This window comes from Vibrio sp. RM-41-2B (assembly GCF_024744415.1).
Classification (GTDB): domain Bacteria; phylum Pseudomonadota; class Gammaproteobacteria; order Enterobacterales; family Vibrionaceae; genus Vibrio; species Vibrio diabolicus.
In genome coordinates, this window is sequence record NZ_JAMQWD010000006.1 from 1 (window position 1) to 13,142 (window position 13,142).

Annotated in this window: 9 protein-coding genes, 5 tRNA genes and 1 rRNA gene; 8 read left to right on the forward strand and 7 right to left on the reverse strand. The window is 45.2% G+C overall.

The annotated features are described in order from the left end of the window. Nucleotides 1–85: 85 nt before the first annotated feature. A 5S ribosomal RNA gene (rrf, locus tag NB463_RS05080) occupies nucleotides 86–202 on the forward strand. A gap of 94 nt (nucleotides 203–296) precedes the next feature. Here rrf and ilvY read toward each other — a convergent pair. Then, complete coding sequence (ilvY, locus tag NB463_RS05085) at nucleotides 297–1,187, reverse strand: HTH-type transcriptional activator IlvY (protein ID WP_053808544.1); 891 nt, start codon at nucleotides 1,185–1,187, stop codon at nucleotides 297–299. A 143-nt stretch (nucleotides 1,188–1,330) separates the two neighbouring features. Here ilvY and ilvC point away from each other — a divergent pair, with 143 nt between their 5' ends. Beyond that, complete coding sequence (gene ilvC, locus NB463_RS05090; RefSeq protein ID WP_005398179.1) at nucleotides 1,331–2,815, forward strand: ketol-acid reductoisomerase; 1,485 nt, start codon at nucleotides 1,331–1,333, stop codon at nucleotides 2,813–2,815. 185 nt (nucleotides 2,816–3,000) lie between these two features. Here the strand turns inward: ilvC and ubiK are convergent, their stop codons facing one another. The 4 genes from ubiK to NB463_RS05110 form a co-directional block, all read right to left on the reverse strand. Then, the gene (gene ubiK, locus NB463_RS05095) at nucleotides 3,001–3,252 is read right to left on the reverse strand and encodes a ubiquinone biosynthesis accessory factor UbiK (RefSeq protein ID WP_005398178.1); all 252 of its coding nucleotides are present in this window, start codon (nucleotides 3,250–3,252) and stop codon (nucleotides 3,001–3,003) included. Nucleotides 3,253–3,383: 131 nt separating this feature from the next. Further along, on the reverse strand, nucleotides 3,384–6,506 hold the full coding sequence (vmeD, locus tag NB463_RS05100) for a multidrug efflux RND transporter permease subunit VmeD (RefSeq protein ID WP_053808543.1): 3,123 nt from the start codon (nucleotides 6,504–6,506) through the stop codon (nucleotides 3,384–3,386). 12 nt (nucleotides 6,507–6,518) lie between these two features. Further along, the gene (gene vmeC / locus NB463_RS05105) at nucleotides 6,519–7,625 is read right to left on the reverse strand and encodes a multidrug efflux RND transporter periplasmic adaptor subunit VmeC (protein ID WP_005398173.1); all 1,107 of its coding nucleotides are present in this window, start codon (nucleotides 7,623–7,625) and stop codon (nucleotides 6,519–6,521) included. Nucleotides 7,626–7,643: 18 nt separating this feature from the next. Next, the gene (locus NB463_RS05110; RefSeq protein ID WP_005398171.1) at nucleotides 7,644–8,225 is read right to left on the reverse strand and encodes a TetR/AcrR family transcriptional regulator; all 582 of its coding nucleotides are present in this window, start codon (nucleotides 8,223–8,225) and stop codon (nucleotides 7,644–7,646) included. A 168-nt stretch (nucleotides 8,226–8,393) separates the two neighbouring features. On the opposite strand from NB463_RS05110, the gene rep reads away from it, so the two are divergent. Continuing rightward, on the forward strand, nucleotides 8,394–10,409 hold the full coding sequence (gene rep, locus NB463_RS05115) for a DNA helicase Rep (protein ID WP_258430554.1): 2,016 nt from the start codon (nucleotides 8,394–8,396) through the stop codon (nucleotides 10,407–10,409). 73 nt (nucleotides 10,410–10,482) lie between these two features. Here rep and NB463_RS05120 read toward each other — a convergent pair whose 3' ends face one another. Then, entirely contained in the window at nucleotides 10,483–10,896 is a 414-nt protein-coding gene (locus NB463_RS05120; protein ID WP_012841248.1) for a c-type cytochrome, read from the reverse strand. A gap of 335 nt (nucleotides 10,897–11,231) precedes the next feature. Between NB463_RS05120 and NB463_RS05125 the strand changes: the two genes are divergently transcribed. The 5 genes from NB463_RS05125 to NB463_RS05145 all read left to right on the forward strand — a co-directional run bounded on the left by NB463_RS05125 (nucleotide 11,232) and on the right by NB463_RS05145 (nucleotide 11,787). After that, nucleotides 11,232–11,308: transfer RNA gene (locus NB463_RS05125), tRNA-Arg, on the forward strand. Nucleotides 11,309–11,342: 34 nt separating this feature from the next. After that, nucleotides 11,343–11,418, forward strand: a tRNA-His gene (locus tag NB463_RS05130). Between the two features lie 69 nt (nucleotides 11,419–11,487). Further along, nucleotides 11,488–11,564 (forward strand) — tRNA-Pro (locus NB463_RS05135). A gap of 46 nt (nucleotides 11,565–11,610) precedes the next feature. Further along, nucleotides 11,611–11,686 (forward strand) — tRNA-His (locus tag NB463_RS05140). Between the two features lie 24 nt (nucleotides 11,687–11,710). Then, nucleotides 11,711–11,787 (forward strand) — tRNA-Pro (locus NB463_RS05145). Nucleotides 11,788–12,098: 311 nt separating this feature from the next. Here the strand turns inward: NB463_RS05145 and NB463_RS05150 are convergent. Next, nucleotides 12,099–12,824 carry an HAD family hydrolase gene (locus tag NB463_RS05150; RefSeq protein ID WP_005394354.1) on the reverse strand — a complete coding sequence of 242 codons (726 nt, stop codon included), beginning with the start codon at nucleotides 12,822–12,824 and terminating at the stop codon, nucleotides 12,099–12,101. Nucleotides 12,825–13,142: the final 318 nt, after the last annotated feature.

Genomic DNA, 13,142 nt, shown 5'->3' on the forward strand with positions numbered 1-13,142 from the left:
AATTATTCGATTTGCAAGCAAATCTCACCCTAAAGGGTCGCACTAAAGTGCGTTTGAATTTGCGAGCAAATTGATAAAGAATTTGCTTGGCGACCATAGCGTTTTGGACCCACCTGATTTCCATGCCGAACTCAGAAGTGAAACGAAATAGCGCCGATGGTAGTGTGGGGCTTCCCCATGTGAGAGTAGGACATCGCCAGGCTTTAAATTTAAAAAAGCCCACTCGAAAGAGTGGGCTTTTTTACGTTTCTGGGTTCTGAAAATTACCTAAGCACTCAGAACTCAAACATCTATCGTTAAGGTGTAATGTATTTACTCTCCGCTACTTTCCAAAAAGCCTTCACTAATGGATTCTCTAACTGATTTTTGGTGCAGCAGACACCAAGTTCAAACGGCTTAATTGGTAACACTTTTAAGCGATTTATCTTCTCCCTCACCGGGCTATTGTTGATCACGACATCAGGTGCGATACCCACACCGCATCCCAGTGCAACCATACTTACGATGGCTTCATGCCCTGACGTTTGCGCGTAGATATTCGGCTTTATTTTCATTTGTTTGAGCCAAGTATTGGCTCTATCTCTTGCTGTCCCTGCTTCTGGGAGAATGAATGGAATGACTGACCAGTTTGGTCTTTCTTTTTGTAGCTCCTCCGCAAATGAACTTACGCCGACAGGAGCGATGACAGAAAGCGGTATTTCACTGATCGTTTCAAATGCGATTTTGCTTGGCATCTGCTCAGATTTGGCTGAGATGGCAATATCGGCTTCATCTGCTAGAATTTTGTCGATCGCTTGAGCTGGATCGCCGGTTGATAGCTTAAATTCGATAAAAGGATGCTGCAGACGAAAATCAGAGATTAACTCTGGCAGGTGGCTGTAGCTTGCAGTAACCGAACAAAAGAGACGGATTTCTCCTTTCAACTCGTCCTCTGCTCCTTTTAGGTGACTTTGGTACTGCTGCCATTCGCCAAGAATTTTTAAGGCGACAGGAACCAGTTTTTTGCCTTGGCTCGTTAAATCAACACTGCGATTGTCCCGCAAAAATAATTGTTGGCTAGTTTCTTCCTCTAGCTTTTGTACTTGTCTGCTCAAGGCTGAAGGACTCACATGCATCGCTGCTGCGGTCTTAGCGAAACTTTTACTCTCACACAGATGAATAAAAAGTTGCAGGCTTTTGATATTCATTAAATATTCATTTCCATGTTGCACAAATTGCAATAACTAATTGTGAATATATCACTTTAAGCAATTTAATGTCTGTTTTAGTATGAAGTTATTCGATAAGGCAATTACCGACCTCAATGGAAGAATCTCAAAGGAGCACCCAGATGGCTAATTATTTCAATACCTTAAACTTGCGCGAGCAGTTGGACCAATTAGGTCGTTGTCGCTTTATGGACCGTAGCGAATTTGCTTCAGAAGCGGATTACTTAAAAGGCAAGAAAGTGGTCATCGTAGGTTGTGGTGCTCAAGGTCTTAACCAAGGTCTGAATATGCGTGACTCTGGTCTAGACGTTGCTTATGCGCTTCGTCAAGCAGCGATTGATGAGCAACGCCAGTCATTCAAAAACGCAAAAGACAACGGTTTTGAGGTAGGTAGCTACGAAACGCTAATTCCACAAGCTGACTTAGTAGTAAACCTTACTCCTGATAAGCAGCACACAAACGTTGTTGAGACGATAATGCCGCTAATGAAAGAAGGCGCAGCGCTAGGTTACTCTCACGGTTTCAACGTTGTTGAAGAAGGCATGCAAATCCGTAAAGACCTAACGGTAGTAATGGTTGCACCTAAATGTCCGGGCACGGAAGTTCGTGAAGAGTACAAGCGTGGTTTCGGTGTTCCAACTCTTATCGCTGTTCACCCAGAGAACGACCCTAAAGGTGAAGGTTGGGATATCGCGAAAGCTTGGGCTGCAGCAACGGGTGGTCACCGTGCTGGCTGTCTAGAGTCTTCTTTTGTTGCTGAGGTGAAATCTGACCTAATGGGTGAGCAAACTATCCTTTGTGGCATGTTGCAGGCTGGTTCTATCGTATGTTACGAGAAGATGATTGCTGACGGTATCGAACCTGGCTACGCAGGCAAGCTTCTTCAATACGGCTGGGAAACGATCACGGAAGCTCTGAAGTTTGGTGGTATCACTCATATGATGGATCGCCTAACTAACCCTGCGAAAGTAAAAGCATTTGAACTTTCTGAAGAGCTAAAAGAGCTGATGCGTCCGCTATACAACAAGCACATGGATGACATCATCACAGGTCACTTCTCTAGCACTATGATGGCTGACTGGGCAAACGACGATGCGAACCTACTAGGCTGGCGTGCAGAAACGGGTGAAACTGCTTTCGAAAACTACCCAGAAACTGACGTAGAAATCTCTGAGCAAGAGTACTTCGATAACGGTATCCTGATGGTTGCTATGGTTCGTGCGGGTGTTGAGCTAGCATTCGAAGCAATGACGGCATCTGGCATCATCGATGAGTCTGCTTACTACGAGTCTCTACACGAGCTGCCACTTATCGCAAACACTATCGCACGTAAGCGTTTATACGAGATGAACGTGGTTATCTCTGATACGGCTGAATATGGTAACTACCTATTTGCTAATGTAGCAACGCCGCTACTGCGTGAAAAATTCATGCCTTCTGTTAGTACAGACGTCATTGGTAAAGGTCTAGGTGAAACGTCTAACCAAGTGGATAACGCGACTCTTATCGCTGTGAATGAAACAATCCGCAACCACCCTGTAGAATACATCGGTGAAGAACTACGTGGTTATATGACAGATATGAAGCGCATCGCGGTTGGTGGCTAATTTTCTTTGCTGCAAAGCGGAGAAAATATTAAATGAACTCCAGGCAGACTGGAGTGGTAAATACAAAATAAAACACAACATCTAATCAAAAGGCTTGGTCGCCGTTGACCAAGCCTTTTTGTTTTTAGCCGATTTATCTGCGCGCCGATAAGAAAAACGCTCCTTTGTGAGGAGCGTTTTAACACTTATTTTTCTGCAAGCTTCTCTTCAAGCTCCGCCAATTTCTGTTCCATTTCTGTTAGCTTTTGACGTGTACGTAGTAAAACTTGAGTTTGAACATCAAACTCTTCACGACTTACAACATCTAGCTTGTTTAGTTGGCCTTGGATTACTTGACGAACTTTCTGATCAACATCAGAGCCCAACTCTTTTACAGGTTGAGGCATTGAGTCGTGAATCTGTTTAGCAATTTGCTCTAATTTCTTTGGGTCAAACATAGTGGCTAAAACTCCTTTTGATTTGTCCTCATTTTAAGTAAATGATACGTGAAAGTCGCCATTTAGATGGCAAAAAAGAGAGCGGCAATAAAAAAGGTCACCGAAGTGACCTTTTTGAATGCCTTAAAAGCTTATCTGTTATCCGCTAATTCACGGTGGGCTGCTTTCGCTTCATCAACTCGTGCCAACTTCTCCAAGTCTTTGTCTTCAACAAATACTGGCAGTGGTTTGTGTTTTTCTGCTAGGTAGCTGTAAATCACAGGTAGTACGAATAGTGTGAACAATGTACCAATTGCTAGACCAGCAACGATGACGATACCGATACTGAAACGTTGCGCGGCACCTGCACCGGTAGCGTACATCAGTGGGATCAGACCTGCGATCATCGCTGCAGTTGTCATTAGGATAGGGCGAAGACGCACTTTAGCAGCCTCCATCACCGCATCAATACGAGACAGTTTATTATGTAACTGCTCTTCTTTGGCTACTTCACAGATCAAGATACCGTGCTTGGTGATCAGGCCGACCAGCGTGATCAAACCAACCTGCGAGTAGATGTTCATTGAGGCCGTACCCCACGCCAACGCGATCAAGGCACCACATATTGCTAGCGGTACAGATACCATGATGACAATAGGGTCGCGGAGTGATTCAAATTGAATCGCCAGAACGAGGAAGATGATCGCAAGTGCAAGACCAAAGGTTGCATACAAGGCACTACCTTCCGTTACAAACTGACGAGATTCGCCCATGTAATCGTGGTTATAGCCTGCAGGCAGTTTGGTTTGAGCGATGTCTTCAAACCAGTTAATTGCATCACCCATAGCAACGTTAGGCGATGGCACCGCACCTACCGTCGCGGAGTTTAACTGGTTGAAGTGTGGCAAAGAGCGAGGCTCTGCTATCACATCAATCGTAATCAAGCTGCTTAGTGGGACGGCTTTACCATCAACAGAACGCACATAGTAGTTCTTCATCGACTCTGGGTTTAGACGCCATTTACGTTCAACTTGAGGAATCACTTCATATGAGCGGCCGTTAAGGTCGATACGGTTAACGTAACCATCAGCCATCATGGTGCTGAGAGTGATACCAATATCTTGCATGGTCACACCGTAGGCACCGGCTTTGTCTTTATCGATCTTAATCTTCATGGTTGCTGAATCGTAGTTCAGGTCTAGATCGGAGTAGACAAACATTGGACTACTTGCAACATCGGTCAGGATATCGCTAGCGATAGTAAACAAGCTTTCGAAGCTATTTGGTGTCGTAATTACAAACTGGACAGGTAGGCCTGAGCCCGCACCAGGTAGCTCTGGCATTTGGAACGCAGTGACAGACATTCCTGGGACACTTGAAACTAGGCCTCCCACACGTTTTGTGATTTCAGATTGACTTGCTTCTCGTTCACTCCATGGCTTCAATGTTGCTAGACCAAACGCTTGGTTTGAGTTCGGCACACCGTTAAATACCTGAGCGTATTCTACTTCTGGCTGATCAGAGAGAATCTGATTCACGTCATCCATGGTGTTTTGGATGTAGTCCAAGTTCGCGTTTGATGGTGCGGTGCCCATCAGAACAACCACACCTTTATCTTCGGACGGCGCCAGCTCACTAGGAATAAACTTAAATAGAATCGGTAAGCTCGCAAATACAATTATCGCAAATGCAATTACAACAGGACGGTGAGCCATGACTGCTGTAAGCATTTTCTCATAGCGATTAGTCATGCCATCAAGGATATGATGAACTTTTTGCTCAAACTTGCTCGGTTTTTCGTTCGCCTTCAGCATCTTTGAACACATCATAGGTGATAGCGTTAAAGCGATGATACCGGACACAAATACCGAACCTGCTAGCGTTAAAGCGAACTCTTTGAACAACGATCCTGTAATACCACCCATCAACGCGATTGGTGCGTATACTGCACCTAGCGTTAATGTCATCGCAATAACTGGCACTGCAATTTCACGCGTACCAATGATTGCTGCTCGGAATGGTGATTCGCCCTCTTTGATGTGACGATCCACGTTTTCTAGTACCACGATCGCGTCATCCACCACCAGACCGATGGCAAGTACCATCGCCAGTAGTGTCATCAAGTTCCAAGAGAAGCCCATTGCCTGCATAACCATCGCTACACCAATCAAAGAGAGTGGAATAGTGACGATAGGAATGATGACCGCACGGAACGAACCTAGGAACAGTGTGATCACTACAAGTACGATAATTGCCGCTTCAAGAATCGTTTTCACTACTTCGTGAATTGACTCGTTGATCGCAATGGTAGAGTCGTACATCACGTTCATTTTGATGTTACTTGGTAAGTTGCGCTCAAGTTGAGGTAATAATTCAAGCACATCAGCAGCGATGTTGATTGGGTTGGCACTTGGCGCGGCGTTGATTGCAGCAACCACGGCTTCTTGACCGTTTGCACTTGCACGGTAAACGTCGTGACTCTTCTCAAGTGTTACCTTAGCGATATCACCTAAGCGAATAACGTCCCCTTCACCCGTTTTTACGACCAACGCTTCAAGTTCAGCAACGTTTGATACCTGAGTATCCGCGCTACCGTTATAAAGCACGAACTCACCCGTCGCTTGACCCGTCGCAGATTGGTAGTTGTTGGCGTTAAGAACGCTCATCACATCCGTTGCAGTCAGCTTTAACGCGCCCATTTTTGCTGGATCTAGCCATACGCGCAGCGCGTATTTCATACCACCGTAAAGGTCAACTTTTGATACACCATTTACAGTGAATAGCTGTGGGTTGATTACACGCTCAAGATAGTCGGTGATCTGGCTGGAAGACAACTCGTCACTGGTAAAACCAATATACAATACCGCGGTAGTAGAACCGGTCGACATCGTTACGGTCGGGTCTTCGGCTTCTTTTGGAAGCTGGGAACGTACCGAGTTAGTTTTCGCTAAGATGTCAGCCAATGCCGCGTTTGGGTCGGTATTCAACTTCATGTTGACAGTAATGGTTGATTTACCTAACACCGATTGCGAGGTCATATAATCAATATTATCGGCTTGCGCCACCGCTTGCTCCAATGGCTGAGTAATAAAGCCCTGGATCAAGTTGGCACTTGCACCGTAGTAACTGGTGGTCACAGTGACCACTGTATTCGTCATTTCAGGGTATTCACGAACTTGCATTTTGAACACGGCTTGCAAACCAAGCAATGCAATCAAAAAACTGATCGATACCGCTAAAACTGGACGTTTTATAAAAACATCTGTAAAGCGCATGATGCCTCCAACTTAAAGCATTGGTGTTTCAGCAGGTGGGGTAGTTGCATCGCTTTCAACAATGCTTACTTTTGCGTGGTTACTTAAACGGACTTGACCCGATGTCACCACTACATCACCTGGCTTCACGCCTTCTAGAATGTGTGCGATATCTTTAGAGCGTTCGCCAACTTTTACCACATGCTGCTTAACGCGTTTCTCGCCATCTTCTTCCGTTACGATGTAAACATTGTCGCCGTATAGCGTAAACGTGATCGCAGTTTGAGGCAGAGTGACCTGATTTTCTAATTTAGGCAGAATGATGTTTGCACGAGCGAACATACCACTACGCAGTTTGCCATCACTGTTAGGGATATCTGCTTGAACCTGAATCAAGCCACTTTGTACGTTAACTGCAGGCTCAATCGCAGAAATTGAACCTTTGAAAGGCTGATCTGGGTAGGCATCCACGAAGATATCCACTTCTTGGTCGATATTGATACGTGAAATATCGGTTTGCGGCACGGTAAAGCGTAAGCGCATCACGCTGGTGTCTTCCAGGCGAACAATATCGGTACCCGCTTGTAGGTACTGACCTAGGTACACGTTACGAATACCTACTACACCATCAAATGGCGCTTTGATCTCGCGTCGGTCGATGGTCGCTTTCAAGCTTTCAATGTCCGCTTTTAAGGAGAAGTAGTTCGCTTCTGCTTCGTCATACGCTTCTTTAGAAATAGAGCCTTTTTTAAATAGCCCTTGGTAGCGTTTGTATTTCGCTTCTGCTGCTGGCAACTTGGCTTGCGAGCTCTTTAAATTCGCTTTCTCAACGTCAGAGTCAAGCAGTACTAATGGTTGACCTGCTTTGACTTGAGTGCCGGAATCAAATGCGATTTTGTCGATAACACCACTGGTTTCGTTTGCGACCGTCACACCTTGGTTTGGTTCGATAAAACCGATAGCCTCGATCACTGGTACCCAATCAACCGCTTGTACTTCCGTCACGGTTACTGGGAACTCAGGTTCAGGACGGTTTGCCATGTATTCAGCAATCTTTTGTTGCTTAAATAAATTGAAACCTATCACGCTGCCGAACAAGAGAACGGCGATAAGTAACATAAAGAAAGTCCACTTTTTCATTCTATTAAGAACTCCAAGTTAGTGTTTAATAATTGCATCCCAACTGGCTTCAATAGCAGCTTCTAATGCCGCCTTATCCAGTTGATAAAATCCCAAAGCGTGTTTCCTAGCAAGTGCAACACTTGCCTCAAAACTCAATCCAGAAAGCACTTCGTTATCGAGAGGCTTGAATACGCCCTCTTCTTTCCCCTGATTAAAAAGAAGATCTACTTGGGCAAACATTTGTCTTTCAAGTTCCCGAGCTTTGCTACTATTTGAACAGGGTAGAGACTCATATTGAACTCGATTGCTGAGCGCATTTAAATTCGAGCTCGCTAGATTCCAAATATTGAGCCACATGGTTCGATATCGCTGTTTTAAAGGCATCTCTTCACTCACGCCCAGTTGCACAGCCGTAGCGACGCGCTTTGCAACGTTAAGGCGTAACTCCTCCAAAAGATGTTCTTTATCTGAGAAATAACGATAAATCGTTCCTGCTGCGACACCTGCTTCATTGGCGAGCTTTTGCATGGAAAGCCCTTGAAAGCCCGATTCAGCAATGAGTTGCTCTGCAGCGACTAAGATTTGTTCTCGCTTATCTACAGCAGGGTTATCCTTCATAATCCTACCACCAGTGAATGAACGTTCATTCATTATAGCTCAAATACCCGCCTTTTATGCAATAGAATGTTGCGCTTGTTGGTATGAAAATTACAAGAAATCAGCGTAGCTTTCACGAGGCCACCCCTTTATCATAGGCGCCACATTTATCACCCGCAGAGAATTTCTATGAAGCTGAACCCTAGTCAAGATGAAGCCGTGAAATACGTGTCTGGTCCATGCCTAGTGCTAGCTGGTGCTGGCTCGGGCAAAACTCGTGTTATTACCAATAAAATCGCTTATCTGGTTCAGCAATGTGGCTACAAAGCGCGTAATATTGCAGCGGTGACGTTTACCAACAAAGCGGCGCGTGAAATGAAAGAACGTGTCGGCCAAACGTTGGGGAAAGCCGAGTCTAAAGGTTTGATGGTATCAACGTTCCACACCTTGGGATTAAACATCATCAAACGCGAATACAAGCATTTAGGGTTGAAAGCGGGCTTTTCACTGTTTGATGACCAAGACCAACTGGCGCTACTCAAGGAACTTACCGAAAAGCAGCTTGATGGTGATAAAGATCTGCTACGTCAGCTTCTGAGTTGTATTTCCAATTGGAAAAACGACATGTTGACGCCAGAGCAAGCCAAAGCGCGTGCGCAAGGTGAGCAGCAACAATTGTTTGCGTTCTGTTTTGATATGTACCAAAAGCAAATGAAAGCCTATAACGCGCTCGATTTTGATGACCTAATTTTGATGCCCGTCTTACTCTTGCGCAATCATGAAGACGTTCGTCAACGTTGGCAGAACCGTATCCGCTATCTGTTGGTCGATGAGTACCAAGATACCAACACGAGTCAATATGAGTTGGTGAAATTAATCGTCGGTGAACGTGGGCGATTGACGGTCGTAGGAGATGATGACCAGTCCATTTATTCATGGCGTGGTGCGAAGCCTCAGAACCTAGTCTTGCTGGGTGAAGATTACCCGAATTTGCGATTGATTAAGTTGGAGCAAAACTACCGCTCTACGAGTCGAATCCTGCGTGCGGCCAACATTTTGATAGCCAACAACCCTCACGTCTATGAGAAGTCCTTATTTTCAGAAATTCCTGACGGTGAAAAACTCAAAGTGTTGTTGGCTAAAAATGAAGAGCACGAGGCTGAGCGTGTCACGGGGGAGTTGATTGCACACAAATTCTTGAATCGAACCGACTATCGTGATTACGCAATTTTGTACCGTGGTAACCACCAATCGCGCTTAATTGAAAAGTCTCTGATGCAAAACCGTGTGCCGTATAAAATTTCTGGCGGCACCTCGTTTTTTGCACGCGCAGAAATTAAAGACATCATGGCGTATTTGCGTGTTTTGGTTAATCCAGATGACGACAATGCATTCTTACGTATTGTGAATACACCACGACGTGAAATTGGCCCAGTAACGTTAGAAAAGCTAGGCAGTTATGCCAATATGCGTGGGAAGAGCCTGTTTGAGTCGAGTTTTGAAATGGGGCTCGAACAGCACTTAACGGGACGCGGCCTGGAAAACTTACGTCGTTTCACCCAATGGTTAGTGGCGATTACTGACCAAGCTGAGCGTGGCGATACCGTCGAAGCGGTTCGCTCCTTGGTTCGCGATATCCATTACGAAGATTGGTTATACGAAACTTCAGCAAGCCCGAAAGCCGCTGAAATGCGAATGAAGAACGTTTCTGATCTTTACTCCTGGATAGTGGCGGACCTAGAAGGTGACAACTACGATCAAGAAGAGAAAACGTTAAAAGAAGTCGTTCAGCGTTTGACCTTGCGTGACATGATGGAACGTGGCGAAGAAGATGAAGACAGCGATGCAGTACAACTGATGACGCTGCATGCATCAAAAGGCCTTGAGTTCCCATATGTATACTTAATTGGGTCTGAAGAAGGTATTTTACCGCACCAAACCAGTATTGATGAAGATAACGTCGAAGAAGAGCGTCGTCTGATGTATGTTGGCATTACCCGTGCGCAGCGTGAACTGACTTTCACTATGTGCAAAGAGCGTCGACAGTTCGGCGAGTTGATCAAACCGACGCAAAGCCGCTTTTTGGATGAGTTGCCATTTGATGACGTTGAATGGGAAGTAAACAAAAAGCCAGTATCAGCAGAAGAGCGTATGGCGAAAGGTCAGGCACACATTGCCAATATTCGAGCAATGTTTAAGAAGTAGAGTAACCTTGTTCTCACTGACTAAAAACAAAAAGGCTTGCCAGTTGGCAAGCCTTTTTCGTTGATGTCTTTACTTATAGACCTTCAATCATGTGGTCGATTGCTGCGATGATTTCATCGTCAGAACAGTCCATACAGGTTCCTTTGGCAGGCATCGCATTGAAGCCTTCTAACGCGTGCTTCACTAACGTCTCTTTGCCTTGTGCAATACGCGGTGCCCAGTCATCGGCATTACCTGTTTTAGGTGCGCCGTTTACGCCAGATGCGTGACAAGCAATACAAAAAGTACCATAAACTGTGGCGCCATCACGTGGACCGGTTGGTTCTTCTTTCACTGGCTCAGAACCCGCTAGATAAACATCACCGACAGGTTGGATGCGTTCTGCGATCGCATCGTATTCAGTTTGGCTGATGTCAGAAGCTAAAGCTGCCGTAGAAAACGTTAAGGCAGCGAACAAAACGCTAATCATTTGTCGAGACATATCCATTAAACCCACTTCACATTCCCGAGGTAAGTGACTTACCTATTTATATAGTTAGAGTATTAATGCCGAGCAGAGAAATCACTAAATTCCACTGAATGGCATAGAATGATTAGACAACTTGGTTGCAGCTGTTAAATCAATGTAAATAATGGGTGATTATATCCCGATAACTTGTTGCAATAAACAACAAGTTATCCATGACAGGGCGTGAATCACATCAAAAATTCAGTTTAAAGGAAGATAACTGTCGAAAAAGAGACCAAACGATAAAAAAAGTAAAAAAAGTACTAGACGGCATAGTGTGATATCCGTATTATTCCACTCCGCCGATAGGGCATGCGCCCGTAGCTCAGTTGGATAGAGCGTTGGCCTCCGGAGCCAAAGGTCGAAGGTTCGAATCCTTTCGGGCGTACCATTGCCTCGGAGGATACATCGGTAAAAAATCAGTGGTGGCTATAGCTCAGTTGGTAGAGCCCCGGATTGTGATTCCGGTTGTCGCGAGTTCAAGTCTCGTTAGCCACCCCATTCTTTCTTTTTTAGATTGAATGCGGTAGCATTGCTCCCAATCTTGATTAAATCAAGATAAAACATCGTCGGTGAATAGCGCAGTTTGGTAGCGCATCTGGTTTGGGACCAGAGGGTCGGGGGTTCGAATCCCTCTTCACCGACCACTATTTAGTTTATGGCTGTGATAGCGGTAAACATGACAATTTGATGGTGGCTATAGCTCAGTTGGTAGAGCCCCGGATTGTGATTCCGGTTGTCGCGAGTTCAAGTCTCGTTAGCCACCCCATTCTTTATTTAAAGAATATATGCTCGGTGAATAGCGCAGTTTGGTAGCGCATCTGGTTTGGGACCAGAGGGTCGGGGGTTCGAATCCCTCTTCACCGACCACTATTTAAAGCCTCAGTCGAAAGACTGGGGCTTTTTTACATTTGAAATTTAGAATGTAGGGAACTGAGGGGCGTGGGCTGAAACGCCAGTCCGATCGAATCTCTCTTCACCGACCGCTATTTAGAGCCCCAGTCGAAAGGCTGGGGTTTTTTGCATCTATCCTCTTAAAAGAATCTGCATTCGATTTCAATTTCACCAAAAGTGTACAGCTCTAGGGGCTTTTGACCACCTATGATCCAAATGCTTTTCGAGCTGACAAAATAAACCCCAGAACGACGTCTGGGGTTTTGTGTTTTTCTAATCCGCTACTTTTATTGGGCGAGTGTTTTAAGGATTTCTCTCAGCTCTACCGTTTCTTGGATTTCAAAATTTGGCGTTATATCTGTTGAGTTACTTGCGCCTGTCGCATTTACCCACACACTCAAAATGCCCATATTGTTAGCGCCTGCTATATCTGCTGGTAAAGAGTCGCCAATGTGTAGGGCTTCTTCTGGTTTTACTTCGACCAAGTCGAGCGCTTTTTGGAAAATGCTCGCAGCGGGCTTCTCTTCAGGCTCTTCTCCCCCCACAATAATATGGTCCACCCAGTCGCTCATCTGTGTCGCGCTGAGTTTAGGGTGTTGAGAAAAAATCGGGCCGTTAGTGATCACGACGAGTTTATAATGCTGACGAAGGTCGCTGAGCATTTCTTTTACACCAGGGAAGAAAGTGAACGCGCCCATACGTGCAGAGTCAAAGTAGTCTTGAGCTTGTTGAGCCTCTTCGGCATTAATGCTGACTCCGTGCTCCGCCAATATGTTTTGGATCAGGCCACAACGGAACGCGTTTTCATCAGGTAGCAGAGCCACAAGGTGAGGGAATTCCGCATTCAGCTTCTTGTACACACCCTGTAAGTAGCGCTGTAAAAAAGCTTGTGGTTCGGTAACTTGCGGGTAGGTCTTATGAATCCAAGTCGTAAACTTTTGTCCTGCAACTTTATCGGCTTGTGACGTCGCACATAAAGTCTCGTCCATATCAAAAAAAATCGCTTTAAGCACAGGGGCTCCTTTCATTTACAGCTTGGCTCTAACATTGATTATCTATTATCCCACTCTGAATTGTGCCGTAAAGGGTTAAAACCGACGTGTTTCACCTACAATGGGAGAGTGATGGTAACCGCACTTTCTTTTGTTTAGTCAACAAACCGCTTAAGCGGCGCATAATCGTCGTCGACAGAGGATTTGTGTGGTTTTGCTGTTGTGTTCACGTTTTAGCCTATCCTTTCTCTTTCTAAGTTTGGCTTTTTATATTTGCCGACTATTTTATTAATAGTTTTTTATGTTGAAAAATTGCTTTTCGCATACGATATTGTTTGT